Origin of the sequence: Siphonobacter sp. SORGH_AS_0500 (genome assembly GCF_002838835.1) — a bacterium.
Taxonomy (GTDB): Bacteria; Bacteroidota; Bacteroidia; order Cytophagales; family Spirosomataceae; genus Siphonobacter.
Map to the genome: position 1 here is coordinate 236,635 of NZ_NHPP01000005.1, position 18,537 is coordinate 255,171.

The 18,537-nt window shown below is 44.9% G+C and carries 19 protein-coding genes; 3 read left to right on the plus strand and 16 right to left on the minus strand.

Annotated features, from left to right (window positions below; translation table 11 throughout):
* Nucleotides 1-118 precede the first annotated feature (118 nt).
* From BWI96_RS07740 to BWI96_RS07755, 4 genes are all read right to left on the minus strand, one after another.
* Nucleotides 119-757: an RNA polymerase sigma factor gene (locus tag BWI96_RS07740; RefSeq protein WP_106636089.1), complete on the minus strand. Its 639-nt coding sequence runs from the start codon at nt 755-757 to the stop codon at nt 119-121.
* 154 nt (nt 758-911) lie between these two features.
* The gene (locus BWI96_RS07745; RefSeq protein WP_106636090.1) at nt 912-1,688 is read right to left on the minus strand and encodes an acyl-CoA desaturase; all 777 of its coding nucleotides are present in this window, start codon (nt 1,686-1,688) and stop codon (nt 912-914) included.
* A gap of 133 nt (nt 1,689-1,821) precedes the next feature.
* Nucleotides 1,822-2,568, minus strand: a complete 747-nt coding sequence (locus tag BWI96_RS07750) for a LytTR family DNA-binding domain-containing protein (protein ID WP_106636091.1) — start codon at nt 2,566-2,568, stop codon at nt 1,822-1,824.
* Nucleotides 2,565-3,596, minus strand: a complete 1,032-nt coding sequence (locus BWI96_RS07755) for a sensor histidine kinase (protein WP_106636092.1) — start codon at nt 3,594-3,596, stop codon at nt 2,565-2,567. The genes BWI96_RS07750 and BWI96_RS07755 overlap by 4 nt, the downstream gene beginning before the upstream one ends.
* Before the next feature lie 174 nt (nt 3,597-3,770).
* On the opposite strand from BWI96_RS07755, the gene BWI96_RS07760 reads away from it, so the two are divergent.
* Together BWI96_RS07760 and BWI96_RS07765 are read left to right on the plus strand one after the other, a co-directional pair.
* Nucleotides 3,771-4,355 carry a TetR/AcrR family transcriptional regulator gene (locus BWI96_RS07760; protein WP_106636093.1) on the plus strand — a complete coding sequence of 195 codons (585 nt, stop codon included), beginning with the start codon at nt 3,771-3,773 and terminating at the stop codon, nt 4,353-4,355.
* Between the two features lie 72 nt (nt 4,356-4,427).
* Nucleotides 4,428-4,841: an OsmC family peroxiredoxin gene (locus BWI96_RS07765; protein ID WP_106636094.1), complete on the plus strand. Its 414-nt coding sequence runs from the start codon at nt 4,428-4,430 to the stop codon at nt 4,839-4,841.
* A 467-nt stretch (nt 4,842-5,308) separates the two neighbouring features.
* Here the strand turns inward: BWI96_RS07765 and BWI96_RS07770 are convergent, their stop codons facing one another.
* Nucleotides 5,309-5,728 carry a BLUF domain-containing protein gene (locus BWI96_RS07770; RefSeq protein WP_106636095.1) on the minus strand — a complete coding sequence of 140 codons (420 nt, stop codon included), beginning with the start codon at nt 5,726-5,728 and terminating at the stop codon, nt 5,309-5,311.
* Between the two features lie 243 nt (nt 5,729-5,971).
* Between BWI96_RS07770 and BWI96_RS07775 the strand changes: the two genes are divergently transcribed.
* Nucleotides 5,972-6,571, plus strand: coding sequence for an RNA polymerase sigma factor (locus tag BWI96_RS07775; RefSeq protein ID WP_106636096.1), 600 nt, complete (start codon nt 5,972-5,974; stop codon nt 6,569-6,571).
* A gap of 44 nt (nt 6,572-6,615) precedes the next feature.
* On the opposite strand, the gene BWI96_RS22845 is transcribed toward BWI96_RS07775, so the two are convergent.
* From BWI96_RS22845 to BWI96_RS07825, 11 genes are all read right to left on the minus strand, one after another.
* Nucleotides 6,616-7,137, minus strand: a complete 522-nt coding sequence (locus BWI96_RS22845) for an aminotransferase class I/II-fold pyridoxal phosphate-dependent enzyme (protein WP_106636097.1) — start codon at nt 7,135-7,137, stop codon at nt 6,616-6,618.
* On the minus strand, nt 7,131-7,646 hold the full coding sequence (locus BWI96_RS22850) for an aminotransferase class I/II-fold pyridoxal phosphate-dependent enzyme (protein ID WP_106636098.1): 516 nt from the start codon (nt 7,644-7,646) through the stop codon (nt 7,131-7,133). The genes BWI96_RS22845 and BWI96_RS22850 overlap by 7 nt, the downstream gene beginning before the upstream one ends.
* Before the next feature lie 158 nt (nt 7,647-7,804).
* Nucleotides 7,805-8,947 (minus strand): TlpA disulfide reductase family protein, encoded by a 1,143-nt coding sequence (locus BWI96_RS07790; protein ID WP_106636099.1) that lies wholly within the window; start codon nt 8,945-8,947, stop codon nt 7,805-7,807.
* Between the two features lie 21 nt (nt 8,948-8,968).
* Nucleotides 8,969-9,814 carry a S41 family peptidase gene (locus BWI96_RS07795; protein WP_198555179.1) on the minus strand — a complete coding sequence of 282 codons (846 nt, stop codon included), beginning with the start codon at nt 9,812-9,814 and terminating at the stop codon, nt 8,969-8,971.
* Nucleotides 9,745-10,554, minus strand: a complete 810-nt coding sequence (locus BWI96_RS07800) for a S41 family peptidase (RefSeq protein WP_106636101.1) — start codon at nt 10,552-10,554, stop codon at nt 9,745-9,747. The genes BWI96_RS07795 and BWI96_RS07800 overlap by 70 nt, the downstream gene beginning before the upstream one ends.
* Before the next feature lie 3 nt (nt 10,555-10,557).
* Nucleotides 10,558-13,908, minus strand: a complete 3,351-nt coding sequence (locus BWI96_RS07805) for a RagB/SusD family nutrient uptake outer membrane protein (protein WP_198555180.1) — start codon at nt 13,906-13,908, stop codon at nt 10,558-10,560.
* 20 nt (nt 13,909-13,928) lie between these two features.
* Nucleotides 13,929-15,536: a TonB-dependent receptor gene (locus tag BWI96_RS07810; RefSeq protein ID WP_106636103.1), complete on the minus strand. Its 1,608-nt coding sequence runs from the start codon at nt 15,534-15,536 to the stop codon at nt 13,929-13,931.
* Entirely contained in the window at nt 15,533-16,498 is a 966-nt protein-coding gene (locus BWI96_RS07815) for a hypothetical protein (RefSeq protein WP_106636104.1), read from the minus strand. Before BWI96_RS07815 ends, BWI96_RS07810 begins: the two co-directional genes overlap by 4 nt.
* Before the next feature lie 2 nt (nt 16,499-16,500).
* The gene (locus BWI96_RS07820; protein WP_106636105.1) at nt 16,501-17,346 is read right to left on the minus strand and encodes a carboxypeptidase-like regulatory domain-containing protein; all 846 of its coding nucleotides are present in this window, start codon (nt 17,344-17,346) and stop codon (nt 16,501-16,503) included.
* An 8-nt stretch (nt 17,347-17,354) separates the two neighbouring features.
* Nucleotides 17,355-17,495 (minus strand): hypothetical protein, encoded by a 141-nt coding sequence (locus BWI96_RS21510; RefSeq protein ID WP_157830260.1) that lies wholly within the window; start codon nt 17,493-17,495, stop codon nt 17,355-17,357.
* Between the two features lie 4 nt (nt 17,496-17,499).
* Nucleotides 17,500-18,531 (minus strand): FecR family protein, encoded by a 1,032-nt coding sequence (locus BWI96_RS07825; RefSeq protein ID WP_106636106.1) that lies wholly within the window; start codon nt 18,529-18,531, stop codon nt 17,500-17,502.
* Nucleotides 18,532-18,537: the final 6 nt, after the last annotated feature.

Genomic DNA, 18,537 nt, shown 5'->3' on the forward strand with positions numbered 1-18,537 from the left:
CCTCTCTACTGTTATATTCCCTAAGTGGGCTTTAACACACAGTCGAAAGGCAATTATTTTTTGAGAAATTTAAAATTAGTAAAATAAACTTCCTGTGATTTCGGAAAATGCCTATGAATCAATGGCAAAATAGCATTCCGATGGCTAGTAATAAAATAGAATCACCCAGTACCGATCGGAGATGTTTGAGGGCCGTTGTCAAATAGTTTTCAACCGTTCGGTTTGAAATCTGTAGTTCCCGGGCAATTTCATCAATGGAAAGCTGCTGTCGCCGACTCATCCAGAACACCTGCTGACATTTATTGGGTAACTCACTGATGGCGTATTCAATGCGTTGTTTCAAATCTTCCGCCGCCCATTCTTCATCGGTAGAATTATCGACTTGCTGTGAAAGAAAATGACTAAAGTGTTCGGCGTATTGGCTGCGTACTTTTTCCGAACGGAAATAGGAGAGTAACCGCTTTTTGAGCACACTGAACAGGTAAGGAGCGAGGGAGTCGGTAACGGTCAGGGCCGAGTGATTTTCCCAGAAAATAATGAAAACTTCCTGAACCAGCTCTTCGCTTTCCTCGATTAGCCGAATGCGGTTATAGACGTACGCATACAAGGGAGACCAGTACCGATCATACAGGGACGAGAATACACTTTCGTCTCCTTCTTGAAGACGAGCTAGTAACTCCTGATCCGTATCGAAAGATCGCTGTAGTATGGCCTTACCCAGATTTTGTTTGCAAAAATTCGAGTAAAAATACGGAATACAGGTTAATTATTTGGTAGATTCTTCCATCGACTTACGATTGGAAGGCTACTCACTATGTTAACTTACAAATAGTCAGCACGCAACCCGGGTAAAAAAATAAAAGGTAACCATTTCAGTGGTTACCTTTTACAGGACTAACGACATGGATCGCTTAGGAGGCCATTTTTCTTTTCTCCATAAAGACCTTTGTACGGCCTTTTTCTTTGGGTAACTGAATGACGTTGAGGACATTCAATACTTTCATGATTTGATACGAAGGATCAATTTCAAACCATTTGAAGGCAAAGTTGGCCCGGTTGCCGTAGGTGTGGTGGTTGTTGTGAAAACCTTCGCCCATCATCAGAAAATCCACGGGCATCAGGTTTTTTGAAGTATCGTTAACCTTGAAGGTCGTATAGCCAATTTTGTGAGCAAACCAGTTGATAATGGCACCGTGAATGGGTGACAGCAGGTAATGAACGGGTAGCAACAGGAACCAGCCCCAGGACGGTGCGAAGTAGATGTAGAAAAGGGTATAGAGCGTACCCCAGGCCACACGGGAAACCCGGCTGGAAGCAAAATCATCGAAACTTTTCCAATCAGGAACGTTGGCGGTAAATTTAGGATCAACCGCAATGCGGCGTTCGCGAATGGCCGAGTAGAATTTAGCCGTTTTCAGCATCATATCAAAAATGCCATTGCTGTACATCGGCGAGTGCGGATCGTTTTCCGTATCGGCGTAGGCATGGTGCATGCGGTGCATCACGCCGTAGGCGTAAGCACTCAGGTAATTCGAACCCTGAAAAATCCAGGTCAATACAAAAAACGTCCGCTCCCAGCCTTTGGACATGGTAAAGGCCTGGTGGGCAGCGTAACGGTGAAGGAAGACGGTCTGGAAAAATAAGGCTCCGTACCAGTGTATAGCAAAGAATATGAGGATTGCAGTCATCGCTTTTGTTTTACTTTTTTCAGTAAATATTCGGTCTGAGAGGCTCTAAACCGAGCTTTTAGCGATGACTGGTCGAATTCACTTCCCGAGTTGTAACATTACCTGACTGAATCGTAGGGCCAAAAAAGCAAGGTCAGGAGTTAATCCATTCTTTAAAGGCCGTAGCCCGGTCGCGACTGACGAATACTTCCTCTTCGTCCGGTGGCATCAACTCCAGTTTCAACCGACCATTGAAATGCGGGTGAATTTTATGAATGCTGTCAATGCAAACCAATCGATTACGGCTGATCCGGTTGAAGCGACGGGGATCTACCTGTTCGCTGAGTTCTTCCAGTGTCGCGTCAATTAACAGTTTCTGCTGGTCGAAGGTAACGACAAAACTGAGTTTGTCTTCGCTTTTGAAATAAGCGATGTCCTGAACCTTAACCACGGCGAAGCCATTTCCTTTCCGCACCATAAAACGCTCTTTGGGTTCAGACTTCGTTGGTTGAGGCGTGGGTAACAAACCTTTTTTCAATAAACGATACGCCTGATTTTCATACTTTTTCAAGGCCGCCCGTAATTCTTCGGGTTGAATGGGTTTCAGTAGATAATCGATGCTGTTTTGCTTGAAGGCCTGAATGGCGTATTGGTCGTAGGCAGTGGTATAAATGATGGGAGCATCGATGGAGAGCCGTTCGAATAACTCAAAACTTTCCTGATCTTCCAGTTGAATGTCGGAGAAGATCAAGTCAGGTTCGGCATGAGCACTGAACCAGGCTACGCTTTTTTCAACCGAGGGTAATACCGCCAGTACTTCAATGGTAGGATCAAGTTTTTCCAGTAAAAACCGGAGCTTTTCGGCTGAAAAATATTCGTCTTCAATGATAACTACTTTCATGCTTTTTCAGAGTAAATCAAGGGTAACCCTACCCGGAATACGCTTGAATCGGGTTCCACCACAATCGACTGTCCGGTCATAAACTGGTAACGAGCCTGTAGGTTTTTCAGTCCAATACCGCTTGAATTAACCTTTCCCGATTTGGTGTGAATGCTGTTGGTCACCCAAAGCGTTGAACCTTCCGTATAAATGGAAAGCGTGAGCGGGTGTTCGTCGGAAATGTAATTATGCTTGACAGCGTTTTCCACCAGTAACTGAATGGAAAGGGGCAATACCTGAGCCCGTTGGGCGTGGGAAAGCTCAATGCGGGCTTCGATTTTATGATAGAACCGAACATTGAGCAGGAATAAATAAGCTTCAACTACGGAAATTTCGGCAGCTAAAGGTACCTGTTTTTCTTCGGTGTGATCTAACACATACCGATACACCTGGGCTAGTTTACTGATATACAAATCGGCCAGAGCCGGATCTTTATACACTACACCGCTAAGCACACTCAGGCTATTGAAGAGAAAATGCGGATCGAGTTGTTTTTTGAGTCCTTCAAGGCGGGCCACGAGGTTTTCCTGCCGAAGTTTTTCCTGTTCAACCAGCGACTGTTTCCATTGGTTAAAAAGAAAAGTTCCTTCATTGAAAGCCGTAAAAAGCAACGCGAGCAGGAAGGAAACGAACGCATTCTGGACGATTACTCCAAGTGTGATTAATTCGGATGCTACCAGTCGGCCATAAATCAGAATTCCGCAAATCAGACTCAACGAAGAGAACAGAAAAATTCCCAGTACTTCATACACCAGATGTTTGGTAATGCTGCGTTCCCAAGGAAAGAAGTACAGCGTTAAGGCCTGAATGAGCTTGCTTCCTTCCCAAATGATATAACTGGTCAGGGTAGCTACTAGAATGGAGAGCAGGTGAGCGGAGGACCCCAACTCCATAGGAATGTAAAATGTAGGCACCACAATGCCGAAGCTCAGGGCTCCGAGCAGAGCAGTCCAACGGACCTGAAATTTATAACGAAACTTTTCTGTCAAGGCTTTTGCAGGAATAAGAGTTAGTCAAAGGTAAAAGGTCGCGTTCAGTTTTTGCTAATAATAAGGATCAGATCACAGAGGAGTCGGATGCGAAAAGAATTTAAAAATAAATGAAAAAATATTTTGTACTAAAAGGTACAATATTATACCTTTGTAGAGCAAAACAAATAGGAAATGGCAGGCAGACCCAAAATATACGACGAAGAAAGGGCCCTTGATCGGGCGGTGGGCGTATTTTGGGAAAAAGGCTACGCCAACGCTTCAGCAGACGATTTGCTTAAAGCCATGGGTATTGGAAAGGGCAGTTTTTACCTGGCTTTCAAAGGAGGCAAACAGGAACTGTTTGAAAAATCCATGAAGCGGGTGGTGGATCAGAATTTCAGAGAGTTGAGATCAGCCATTCATGCCTGTGATAACCCCGTTAAGCTGATTAAGGACTTCTTTTTGGGTTTAGTGGGAGAACAATCGCCGATTGGGAATCAGGGTTGCTACTTTGGGAATGCTCTTGTGCAGATTAGCGAAAACGATTCAGGACTTAAGTTGCTGGCTGCTCATTACCTAACCCTGCTGGAAAGTATTTTTGAAGAAGCCATGCAGCGAGGAAAAGACCTGGGGTTACTTCAAACAAACCTGCCTCCGGCAACGCTGGCGTCGTATCTGATTAATCTGTGGAATGGCATTAACGTAACGCGTCGGATGGAAACGGATTCGGCAAAACTGACTGAACTTTTAAAATTGAATCTGGCCGTAATCGAGTAAATTTTTTTAACCAATATTGTACTGTTTGGTACAAAACATTTCTAATCAATCTATTACAAAAACAACACAATCATGAAACGCAGAGCTACAGCCGTTTGGAACGGAGACATTAAATCAGGAGCAGGTCATTTAACGACGCAAAGTACTACGCTTAACAAGACGCAATATTCATTCAATAGCCGTTTTGCTGAAGGAGTAGGAACGAACCCCGAGGAGTTACTGGCCGCCGCTCACGCAGGTTGTTTCACCATGAAATTAGACCTGGATTTGACGCAGGCGGGTTATACCGTAGAATCTTTGGAAACGGAATCAGTTATTACCTTGGATAACGGAAAAATTACCTTGTCTGAATTAACGTTACAGGCAAAAGTACCTGGTATTACGGAGGAAGAATTTCAGAAAATCGCCGCTGAAGCTGAAAAAACCTGTCCCGTAAGCGGAGCGTTTAGTTTCGAAATTAAACTGAATGCCAGTCTAATTGCCTAGTTAGTTATTACCCAAGGAAAAGCCCACTCAATTCAATAAAAAATTGAGTGCTTTCCTTGGGTAATAATCAAGGGAGATATGGGTATGCTCAATTAAACTACCATTGATAATGAATCAGTAAAACGACTGGTAATCAATACTTAATGGATTGGGTTTCATCTGAATTAACCTGAATATTCTCCTGTAGGATGGAATGCATACGCCCAGAACATACTATCAGTTGCTGAGCTTTAAGATTTCCTAAAGAAAGAATTAGTTCATAGCGTTAACAATTGAATAAGGAAATACACGCCCTGGTAATTAATTGCCTGGGGCTACTAGTTATTAATCATGTTTTAGAGAATAGTTATAGCTTTTAAATTAAGCATGTATGGGTATGAGCTTATTCATCTCAATTAATTACGCTACTCATGTATTTATAAGGGAGAATACTATCCAATAGATTGATTAAGACATAAATAGGTTAGTTAATTTCGATAATTATCCCGGAAAAAGTTAGTAATAATTTTGATCATTTCATTATCTGGATTAGCCGCGTAATCAGGCGGAAAGACAGTATGGATGACCTCGCTTAAACCGGAAAAATTCTTGGCATCCAATGTTTTATAAAATAGATATTTTCGGTTAAAAATCCGCTGTTCAATGGGATTTTTGGAGAGAATAGTAATGTAGGTTTGGCGTGGATCTGACTTTAATAAATCGATAAAAGCTTCGAACTTTTCAAGCTCGGCTTCGCCCATTTGCAACATGCTTCCATTAAGATAAATGAAAACCCCTTTAATGTCAAAGGCGTCAACGGTTGTAGCAAACTGATCTAAAATGGCAATGAGCTCCTGTTCCTGAAGGAGTTGCTTAGAAGAACTGAAAAAGGCAATGCGGTATAACATAAGCAGTCGGCCAGAGCGTATAGCTTTTAAAAAAGGAATAGGGCAGGCTCGGTTCGCAAAACGAGCGACTTACGCATTACAAATCTAAAATAAATCATACTCACTGTAAGCTAAAGTGCTGATATTCCCATAGAAAGTTCTGTGTTTTTTCATATCTTGCGTAAACTTCGCCTCTGCATGCACTTTATACCAAATTATACTCCAAAACGATTCTAAAAGAAAAGCGATTAGCATCCATTGGCAATGGAAGAAGAGAAATGGTGGGATGAATTCAGAGCAGGTGATGAGCAGGCGTTTCAATTGCTTTTCAACACCTACCGCCGCCGTCTGTATAATTACGGACGCAAATTCAGTCCCGATGAATTAGCGATTGAGGATGCCATTCAGGATCTGTTTGTAAAGTTGTGGCTCAACCGAACTTCAATTAAAGAAACCCCTTCCGTAAAAAATTACCTGTATAAAGCTTTCCGGAGAACGCTGTTTCGTAAGCTCGAATATGCGACGCCCCTGCTTGATTTTTTTGAATCCGAAGTAGATTATACCTTTCAGATTGAACTTGGGCATGATGTTACGATGATTCAGGCCGAGCATCAGCAGAAATTGAAGGAAAATCTCGAAAAAGCATTGGAGAAGATGAGCCCTCGGCAACGGGAGATTATTCACCTGAAGTATTATGAAGGGCTTGAGTACGAGGAAATTGCCGAGATTCTGGGTATATCTTCCAGTAGTACCTATAAATTACTTTACAAAGCATTGGACAGTTTGAAAGCTCATCTGTCGACCCATGAGTTTAGGATATTGTTCGGTGTTTTTCTTTACTGGAAAAATCAAGTTACCAACTAAGTACTGATCTCCGTATCGATCTTTTCGATACGGAGATTAGGGAATTAAGAATGGATAGTTTTAAGAAGCTGGCAGAAACTCTTCATCTGATCCCGCGTTCCAAGACTGAGACGGCACCAGGTTTTTCCGTCCAAAGCCATGGTCTTGAGAACATAGCCTCGCTCTTTAAAGTATAGCTCAAAATCTAGGGCAGGCCCTGTAATACTGAATAAAATGAAATTGGTAAAGGAAGGAATGATTTCATAACCCATTTCAAGCAAAGCCTGCGAAACCTCGTTTCGAACCCGATGATTTTCTGCAATGTAAGACTCATGAAATGCCCGGTCTTCCAGAGCTGCGAAAGCCGCCTGAACGGCAATGTTGCTCAACATCAGACCATTATAAGCCATTATTTCCTGCAAGGGTTTCAAAAAACTCGGCTGACCCAGCATATAACCAATGCGTAACCCTGCCAGACCGAGACCCTTAGAAAAAGTTCGCATGATGATAACATTGTATCCTTCCTGTAAAAGCGAAGCCATACTCGGGGCGTCAACCGCCAGATCAAGATAGGCCTCATCTACCACGACGGTACCCGTTTACTGACACGCTTGCAAAACTCTACTAACTCAGCACTCGGAGTGATGCTGCCCGTTGGGTTATTAGGGTTGCAGACGTAAACCAGACGGGTTTCTTCCGTAAGGGCGGCTTCCATAGCGGCCAGATTGTGTGACCCATTCGATAAGCAGGGAATACTTACGCAGTTGGAACCCATGCCCTTAACCGCATTCCCCAATAAAGGAAAGGTTGGACTGGGCAAAATCAGAGTACCGGGATTTTGAAATAGCCGTAAGGCGATCTTTTCCAGCAGGTCAGAAATACCGGCACCTAACTGAACTTGTGCTGTAGGGACTCCTTCGTACGCAGCGATGCTAGCCTGAAGCCGGGGTAACTCGCTGAACGTATACCGATTCACTGAGGAAAGGGCTTGAAGAATGGCCTTCTGTACGAGCGGAGAGGGACCATTGGGGTTCTCGTTAGCATCCAGCCGAATCGGCTGAACGATCGAAGGTTCCGCTAAAAATTCTGAAAACATGATAGATTGATGAAGTAGTCGGCTTAGGCCGTTCTGTGTAAATGTACTACCTATTTCAGACACGAAGCAAAGCTTACCGTAATGAAGGAGGAAAATAAATAAAGGCCCCTCAGAAAGAGACCTTATTAGTCCTACACTTAACCAAAACTAATTGAATATTATTGGCCTAGTAACTCGGCAAGCTTCGTGTTCAAGGCTTCGCCCCGCAGGTATTTGGCAATGATTTTACCTTCTTTATCAATCAGAAAATTCATGGGAATGGCTTCCACTTCATAAAGCTGGGCAGCGGGACTATCCCAGCCTTTTAAATCCGATACCTGAGTCCAAGTCAGGCCATCGTCTTTAATGGCTTTTAGCCACTTTTCTTTACCTTCAGGTTTGTCAAGTGACACGCCCAAAATGGTAAAGCCCTTGTCTTTGAACTGATGATAAGCTTTGATTAAGTTCGGGTTTTCGCGGCGACAGGGAGCACACCAGCTGGCCCAGAAGTCAAGTAATACGTATTGACCTTTATAATCCGAAAGCTTAACGGGCTTACCATTTACATCGTTAAGGGTAAACTCAGGAGCTAAAGAACCTTCCTGGGTTTTCTTGACCTTCTGGATTTTCTCGGCTACATCCTTTCCCAGGTCAGAATTACGGACGGCAGCACTGAGTTTAAGAAAATCTTCTTCCGCCTTACGGGCATCGAATTCAGGAGGTAAGGTTGAATTGAAAGCCATCAAAGCCATGAACTGATCGGGGTGACTTCTGACGTATTTCATTTTTACGTCAATGATCTCGTTTTGAATGGCCGTTGCCCGATCTTCCAGACTCTGGATATACGTTTTATCCGATTTTTTCTCTTCGGGCTGTTTATTATACTCGTCGTTTAAAATCGTGTACTTGTCGTAATGAGGCTTCAGCATGGCGTTTACCTTGGCATTCTCATCATTCAGTTTCGAACCCTTAATGGTCGCATGTTTAATGGAGTCCTTCGCCGTTAGGGTAATTTCAGTATCCTCAACAAACAAGGCCAGTACGTCAAATTTGGGGCGTTTGGTCGGATCGTTCGGCGTATTGTCATGAACGAGCCGAATGTTCGCTTCCTTGGGTGAATCTACTTTCCCTTTGAACGTGAAGTTACCATCCGTAAGAAAGGTTGAATCTACGAAAGACTGATTCGTTCCCCGGATTTTGTAATAGAGATATGCTTTGGCCGGCTTATTCAGATGACCGACTTTACCTTTGATGGTGTAACTGCCCTGGGCGTAACTGCTAAGCTGAGCGAGTAGGAGAGCAGGAAGAATGAATCTTTTCATGACTAATCAGGGAAAAACGATTTAATGTTGTGAAATCTGTAAGTATTGTTCGTATTGTTTGGGCTTTTTGAGAATAGCAATGGCCCTTAGGTAACTGCCATTTTCGCTGTTCAGCATCCGTTGGTAATACGTGTTACTACCAAAAAGCTGGCTGGCAATTTGAGCTTTCAGGTGTAACTCAGCCATAGTCTTCAATCGTGCTTGGGTAGCTTCATTACCTTTAGGGGTGATTCCCATTTTTGCCAGGCGTTCCATTAACTCTGCTGGAAGCTGGAAATTTTTTTCATAGGACTGGAAATCAGGGTATTGTTTTTGAAGCGTTGCCCGATTTTGATCCATGTATTCAAAGGCGATTTGACTAATTATACCCGAACCCACCAGTTGCTGGAAGTAAGGAGAAAACTCCAGCGTATCAATCGGAACGAAGACATCAGGCATAATGCCCCCGCCCCCGTACACGGTTCGTTTACCTACGAGGGTTTTATACTTGAGGGAATCCGGAAAATGAATGTTCTGGGCATGCGTTAACTCCCCACTTTTCAGTCGGGTCGTCAGGTTGTCTTCGTAAGCATGGCCGTGGTAAGGTTTCTGAATAGACCGTCCTGCTGGAGTGTAATAACGGGCACCCGTCAGTTGCAGCACCGATCCATCCAGTAAGTTCACGGGCTTTTGCATCAGACCTTTTCCAAAACTCCGCTGACCTACTACCACGGCCCGGTCCCAATCCTGTAAGGCTCCGGTTAGAATTTCACTGGAAGAAGCCGTGGACTGATCAATCAGAACCACCATGTTCCCCATCATGAACTGCCCCTGACCTCCGGTATAATAGTAATCTTTACCGCCATCACGGGGCACACTATAGAACACGAGTTTTCCTGATTCAAAAATTCATCGGCGGCACCGATAGCGGCCTGTACGTAACCACCCCCATTCCCCTGCAAGTCTAGAATCAAGCTTTTCATTCCCTGGGCTTTCAGAGCGTTTAAGGCCTGATCAAGCTCGGAACGGGTAGTAGTATTGAAAATGCCCAGCGAAATATAGCCAATGGTTTTATCGACCATGTAATAGCTCCGGATGGATCTATTGGGGATGGTACCCCGAGTGAGTGCTACGGTTAAAGGATCAGGAGAACTGCGACGAACAAGTGTCAGGGAAATAGGTTGCCCTTTCTCTCCCCGGATTTTCTTCATAATGTCCAGATTCGAAAGGCCATTCCCGGCCAGTTGCTGACCGTCAATGGCAATAATCCGGTCTCCGGCCCGCAAGCCCGCTTTTTCGGCGGGGCCTTCCGGTACAATCTGGGTAATAAACAGACTGTCATTTTGCATGAGGTACTGAATGCCAATTCCGGCGTAATTTCCACTCATGGCTTGATTCATGGCTTCGGCTTCTTTCCGACTCATGTACTGCGAATGCGGATCAAGCTCCTTAATCATGGCTCGAATGGCAGCATCCGTTAGCTGTTCATCATCGGTCGGATCGACGTAATTGGCTTCAATCGCTCTTAAGGCCGAAGCAAACTTTTCTTTGGGATTTACCTGAGCATTCACCCCTGAAATCGTTAGTAAGCCTAAGGCCAGGGCCAGGTAACATGTGGTTGTATTCATGGCTTATTTCTCGGACTTAAGGATTTCAATGACCGTAGATAATTCGTCCACCAGCTTACTTGGACTACCCGAGTAGCCTTCGGAACTATACCGCATCATACCATTTTTAAGCACAATTTTCCGGGGAATGCCTGACGAATTGAAGCGGGGTGCCAGCGTGCTGAATACCGCGTTTTGCTCACCCGTTTTCTTATTAATTCCATCGTGAAGGAGGTTAAAACGATAGCCCATCTTCTTGATATAGCCTTCCGATTTTTCCTTGTAGTTATCGTGTTGCATGGTTCCCACGAAATAAAAAGCCACTTCCGGGTCTTTGGCATATTTATCAACGGCTATTTGCATACCGGGAAAGGCACTAATACAGGGTTTGCACCAGGTAGCCCAAAAGTCAATTACTACGATTTTGTCTTCCCAATCACTGGAACGCACCAGTTTTCCTTCGGGGTTTTCCAGAGCAAACGGCATGATTTCTTCATTGAGTAAATGCTGTTTGACGTACGTTTCCAGTTCGGCTTTTCCTTCGTCCGATTTTAGTGAAGACAAGTACGTCTGGAAACCATCAGCGGAGCCTTTTTTCTTAACAAATTCCGACTGTAATTTTTCCAGCATTAGCGGGGTAAGGGCATTCGCTTTAGCACACGATTCCAGAAAGGATTGAATAGGAGATCCGGTTTTTTCGAGTATCTGAAGGTAGGTTTCGTTGAACTCAGCATTGGCGTATTTACCTTTTTCCGAAAAATGGTTGAAATAGGATTCCGCCTCCTGATCTTTTCCCAATTCATGCAACAGACTCAGGTGAATGTATAACCGCTCATCCAGTTGATTAGCGGCCTGTATCTGGGCGTCTTTGGCCGTGAAAACGTTTGGTTCTTCGAACGAGCCGTCCTTTACGTTCTGAATCAGGTGTTTGATGAAAGGCGTCGAAATCAGATTAATACTATCCAGCGGAAGCATTTTGAAAGTAAATGCACGATGAATATTCCAGCGAGCAATTTCATTGGTTGTTTTAAAATCAAGCTGGGGAAGCAAAGCCAGGAGTGGACCAAACTGACGAGTTTCGAAATAAGCCGTTGCTAGGTTTCGGTGAACTTCGTAATAAATAAAAGCCTGATTAGTAGAGTTTTTCTTCCATTCGCCGTAAGGAAACTTCTTCAGAAAACTTTCTGATTTACTAATCATCTGTTCCCGAGATTTTGCTCCTATTAACTCATGAGAAGCGGCCAATCGGGCATAAGGCCCCGTAGGATTACCCTGAATGACCGATTGCTCTATTTGATCGGCATGGGTTTTGTCTTTCAAATCATATCTATAGTACCGAGCCAACTCCATGCGATCCGCTTCTGATAAGTCAGGAATAGCCTCCAATTTGGCGAGCAATGCCGGAGCTTGCTGCGTAAAAGACTTACCCAGAATGGCTTTTTGCATGGTTAGGTACGTAGGAATGAAGTACTTTACCCGAGCGGGTTCTTTTAACTCCGTTTGGAGGGCTTTCTCGAGTATTTCTGTTGATAGGGCAGGTTGCATATCATTCCAAAAAAAGGGCATATGGCTATCCAGAGTAGGCATCTGGAAGATAACGGAAGCCAACGCACCACCAGGTAAAGTCTGACCTGTGGAGCTGACGGTTGTCAGTCCATAACTTTTCTGAATATCCAGTTGATCGGGCCTGAAAGGGGATCCCTGAAAAAACCGAAAGGCAACAAAGGCAGTTGGGGCGGGGATCAAAAGTTGTCCCTGATAGAGATTGCCTTTTGATTCCAAAGGCAAGTCCACTCGTGTCCAGGAATAATTTTGGTAGAGTAACGCCTCCCCTAAAATGGGTACACCCGCCTGTAGCGAACTGCCTTGGGGTGAATACTGCACTTGAAGCGTCTTCCCCGCTACTGGTTTTTGCGGGGAAAGCGTGAGTTGCTGAGCCTGCAAACCCTTACTGAGCAGAAGGGCCAGACAGGCAAGAATAACAAAAGGAGATTTCATATAGGAAAAATTAACGGTCATTTTGCTGAATCTCAGGATTGAGATCAATGTATTTCGGTCCAATCGGGTAGACGTAGCGATTGCTGGCTGGAGCAGGGTATAACTTACATTCTTGTACGTTCGAGTGACCGATTTGGCCCATTCGCTTTCCAGACTTAGCCGACGTTGGTCGAGCCAGCGAAGACCCGTTCCCATGAGTTCCCGGCGACGTTCGTCTAATACATACCCAAGAGCCTGCTGAGCGGTAGTGGCCTGTAAGGCTTTATAATTAGCCGCCGTGAAGCGTTTGGCACGAAGGGTATTGAGTACCTGAAGGGCCTGGTCAGTCTGGTTATTCCGAGCAAAGCCCTCGGCCTGAATTAACATCATCTCGCCAACGCTAGGTCCTGAGTTAATAGAAAGGTCTACAGTCAAGCGTCCTTTATAATATCCCCTTCCCACAATGTTCGGGGCAAAAGCCGTACCGACTCGCGTAAAGAGCATATAGCGAAGATCGTTTGTGTCGAATAGCTGTAATAAAGTAGGATTGAGCGGAATATTTGTATTAAATAAAGCCGATCTCGAAAGAATGATCTCCGGGTTATTCAGGTGACGGGGATATTGCGTAGGGGTGGTCTGATAGGTAGTTAAATCAACCAGCGTAGGCTGGATTTTCAGAGCTTTACTGGCATTTTCCTGAGCCAGTGCATACTCCTGACGCATCAGATAGGCTCGGGCCAATGTGGCATAAGCCGCGGCTTTTCCGGGGTGGGTATTTAAACTCGGATAAGTAGGTAAGAAAGGTAAAGCTTCGGCTATGTCCTTGAAAATCTGTTGATAAACGGTTTCCAGGGATACCCGATTTAACTTTTGGAAAAGATTAGGAACGAGTAATAAGGGAACCCCGAGAGTGGTGTTTGCTTTATCTTTTTGGTAAATCGGTGCGTAAAGATTAATCAGCGTAAGGTAGGCATAGGATCGTTGCACCTGAGCTTCCGCATAAATCTTATGCTTTGCTTCGTCGGTTCCATTTTCGCTGGTCATTACTTTAGCAAGTACCTCATTGCAGACGTAGATCTGGTTATAAAGCTGATCCCAGCCCGCGTCGCTTTGCGTAGCGTCGTAATAGTTTTCGGCCCAGGTATAGACATTACTCTGGTCCGTGGTTAGACGGTTTTGGGCGGCCTGATCGGCCCCGGCATCAATATCATCACTCGAAAGCATGGGTAATGAAGGCGTTGCTGAAAAAACCGTATAGTTATTTAAAAGAGACTGAAAATCAGAAGTATATTTCAGAAGTCGGTTGTTACTGTTATTGATTTCAATCTCCACGTATTTCCGGCATGACGAAGTCATGACCAATAAGGAAACTGATAAAATCAAGATGTATTTTTTCATGTTCATATTGGCTAGGATCGTTAGAAAGAAGCGTTTAAGCCGAAGAAAAAGCTTGTTACCGGAGGAAGATTAGCGTAGTTATTCGTGCGGTAATACTCGGGATCAACGCCCGCTTTATTTTTCACCCAAATCAGACCCAGGTTACGAGCCGTTACGTTCAAACTGGCAGATTTGACGGGTAACTTTTTTAGTAATGATTCGCCCAGTTGGTAACCTAGTGAAAGTTGCTGAAAGCGAATATGACTGGCACTCTCCGTGAGAAGATCGGATAATTTATATCGGTTTACGCTGTTATAACTTATGTTGGCCAGACCGGGTACGTTGGTGAAAGCTTCGTCCCCGGGTTTTTGCCAGCGAAGAGCCAGATCTTTCTGAGTTCCCATCAGTCCTGAAAGAGCGGTAGCCTGATAGTCAGGATAGTTATCTATTGAAGGACGACGGAAGACGTGTCCCATGGCATAGGTAAACCGAACCGCCAGCGTCCAGCCCTTGTATGAAAAGTTATTAATGAAAGCTCCAAAATAGGGTGCCGTCGTCCGACCCACATATACCAAGTCTTCACGAGTTAAGCTATTGACACCGACTTGATCCGAAACGATTTCTCCACTTTTATTATAAATCTGTCCTTGTCCGCGGTTATCAAGGCCAGCCCAGCGATACGCATACAGGTAATCCGTAGGCATTCCGTTTAGAAATACATTACTCAGGATCTGACCCACGGTAGTCTGGTTAAATCGGGTATCGGTAACTTTATTGGTATTGTAAGAAACGTTGAACGCAGAGGACCATCGGAATCCCCGGTATTGAATTACTTCTGCTTTCAAGCCTAGCTCATAACCATGATTTTCCATGGATGCCGAGTTAAACTTAAGCGTAGACCAGCCGTAGGTAGAATTGTAAGGAAACTGTCCGAGAATATCCGTAGATCTTTTCTTATAAACATCAAAGTTTCCCGAGAGGCGATTGTTAAGCAGTGCAAAATCGAGTCCTATGTTACTACTTGCCGTTTTTTCCCAGCTTAATTGACTATTGGCGGGCGTTGAAATGCTGGCATAAGCTTCATTTGTGAGGTTATCAGCTCCAAACGTATTAATTAAGGTGCTGTTGGAGGTAGCGGTTGGAATGATTCCGGCTATTCCATACGTGAGGCGAAGCTGTAAATCGTCAAAAAACGAGACGGTATTCATGAACGATTCGGACTTGATATTCCACTTTACGCCCGTAGACCACAGGGGACGGGCCCGGCGACTCCGTGAAATGCCGGCGAGCGAATAATCATCAAAACGAATACTAGCCGATAAAGAATAGCGATTATTAAGAAATGAAAGTCCAGCATTACTGTAATACGACAGGTACCGCATGCGGTCATAAGTAATTGCTCCGTCGTTATAGCCAAGGATGCTGCTATATCCGTCAATGGTGGTGTAAGCAACAGAAGGATTAAAGGCCAGTGAACTACGGGTATCGGCATTGTATCCGTAACGCGTTTGCTGTTGGGCATTATTGAAGGTCTGCCGAATTTCACTGCCCGCTACCATGTTTAACTGAGCAAACTGATGCCAGCTCTTGTTGATATTGAACTGTCCACGCAACGAATAACTGTCATTAATCTGGTTTCTGCTTATCATCGACCTCCGAACGGTATGCCATATACGATGCTGCCCGTAGTGGGGCTGATGCTGGTGGCATAGTTGAGTCGGTTTCGCATGTTGTAACTTTGCAATTCGTCAAGGCTCACCCCGTTTACCAGATTTCGCTGCCATTGTCCGGCTACAGTTAGATCGAGCCAATCCGTAAGCTTACCGGTTAAGTCCGCTCCAAAGCGAAGGCGATTTTCCTGCGTGGTGTATTTCGAATAATTCAATTCATCAATAGGATTATACCCATAGGGCAGGTAACCCTTCTTTTCAAAAGCCTGGGCGACATCCTGCCGATACACGTAATACCGTTGAATGTGATTTCCCTGAGCGTCTTCGAGTAACTCATAGGGACGAAGGCCCAGATTACTTGTGGTAATGGCATTAATAGCCGCTGAATTATTGATGCTATTACTAATGTTATAATTGAGGCTGGTGTTGAGTCGAAGGCGGTTCTGAAAAAACTGGTTACCCAAATTAGCGGTCACAAAGTAACTTTCGGATTGATTGCTGCGAAAAACGGGAATATCCTTGCTGTAATTCGTTGAAAGGTAATAAGTGCTATTCGGCCCACCTCCTGAAAGAGAGAGGTTATACTGCTGGGAAATTGCGTTTTGTAAAAGCAGTTTACGAATTTGACCCTGATTATTAATCCCCGCAAGAGCACTTAAGGCCGAATCCCGCTGACTAACCGTTGCTGTGCCCCGATCCACCCGGAACATCCATTCCAACGCATCACTGAGGGGACGATTCTGGTTGAAATTCATCCAGGAAGAATCCCATTTGGTTGGGTCAGAATAAAAACCACGGTCTTTGAGCTCTTTTTCAAGAGCGATGTATTCCGCACTGCTCATGGTTGTTAAACTTGACAAATCAGCGGGACGAGAGATGCTCAGGTTCGTACTAAAATTAATGGAAGAGGTATTGGGCCGGCCCTTTTTGGTTTCAATCACGATTACGCCGTTGGCGCCTGTGCTCCCCAGATGGACGTAGCGGCGGCATCTTTCAGAACGGTGATGGAGGCAATGTCTTCTGGATTGTAACGACTTAAAATGGCACCCGCCGTATACTGGGAAGTACCACGGCTGGTTAACTCAGGATCAATGGCCGGGAAGCCATCAATGACAATGAGTGGATTGGTATTTGCACCTGATCCAAAAGAATTTACACCCCTAATCTGGATAGTGTTCTTGCGGACATTGAAGTTCACGCCAGGCATGGCTCCTTCCAGACGCTCCATCAGGTTAATGCTGGGAACATCTTTAATTTCTTTGGTTACCTGGCTAAAAGAACCTGTAGCCCGCTCTTTTGGAATTTTCTGATAACCCGTCGAGAGAATTTCAATTTGTTTTAATTCCTGCGTGTTTTCTTCCAGGATGACGTTAATCATGGTTCGGTTACCAACGGCCACCCGCTGCGTAACCATCCCGACAAAAGATACCGTAAGGTGCTGGGTGGGTTGCGTGAGCCGAAGCGTATATTGACCGTCGCTATTGGCAGTCACGCCGACATTTCCCCGGTCGGATTTAATCGTTGCTCCAATCAGTGGTTTGCCGTGACTGTCGGTAATCGTGCCGCGAATGGTCTCAATGTAGGCAGACTCTGGCTCGACGGTTTCTGTATAACCAGGTGCGGAAGTCTCCACTCGGTTCTTCGAGGGTTGGTCACGGGTATCTTTAATCAGGGTGTAGTAATTGTGCTGAACGTATAGAAATAAGAGTTTATTGGGGTAGAGAATTTCCTTTAGTACATTCTCTACTGGCTGGTTTTTTGACAGCGGCGTTTTGAGCTGAACATACATATTATCGGTCAAGTGTTCGGCGTAGGAAAACTTGGTTCCGTAAAAAGCTGGATTTTGACCAGAGCCTGGTTCAGGGTAATCCGTTGCTGAGCGAAGGCAACCGGACCCGTTAGGAGTAAGCAGACAAGGAACAGTAAGGGTTTTTTCATAAACTCAGGGGGTATGTATAATCAGATGCTGGTGTTGCCTTTCGATTTTTACATCAAAAACTTTTTCAATCACGAATAAAATGTCGTCCGGATTCGCCGCCGGAACCGTTCCATTCAACCGCTTGCTCAATGATTCTGGCTTGTCAACAGTAACGGTATATCCGTAGGTATCTTCCAGTATGCCCACTACATCGGCCATGGTATATCCGGTAAGTTCAAGCTCTTTGTTAACCCAGGCCGCATTCGCCTGCGGACTGCGATCAAGAGCCTGCAACTGGCTGGTTCGGGCATCATAGCCCAGGCTTTCTCCCGGTTTTAGGTAACGGACGAATACGCCGGGTTTTTCAACTTTGATGCGTCCTTCCAATAGTGATATTTCCGTTTTCTGCCGTCGTGACTTGACGTTGAAACGAGTTCCTAACACCGTCAGATTCAATCCATTCACGTGTACTCGGAAGGAATCAGACTCCTGTACCCGGTTTTGAATAGCCACGTGCTTGACGTGAAAAGAAACTTCGCCTTCCGCCCATATTTCGCGGGGTTTGCTGGATTTCCAGTTCCGGGAGTAGTGAATTTTCGAATTACCGTTCAAGACCACTTCCGTCTCGTCCGGCAGGGTAATCGTGCTGAGTTGTCCAAAAGGAGTTTCTACCTGTTGATCTCCCAATTGGATAAGTTCACGGCCTGCGAAAAAGACCAGAACGACTGCCGCCGCCGCTGAAGCCCACTGCGTGGCCCGACGGATCGGGCGGATGTATGTTCGCTGGTAACGCTCTTTCTCTTCAATCTTTTCCCATAATTGTCCCCAGGCTTCCGTTTCAGATTGCTGAGGAATGTATAGAGGCTGGTTTTGCAACCATTCAATCCATTGCCGGGCTTCTTCTATAAAAGGACGACGATCAGGATAAGTCAGTAATAGCTCCTGCCAGAACTGCTCTTTTTCGGGCGTGGGATGTTTTACACTGTCAACGAACGTTTCATCCTTAAAGAATTCGATCGTTGTATAGGTCTGATATACTTGTAATGCTTCGTTCATGGTCTC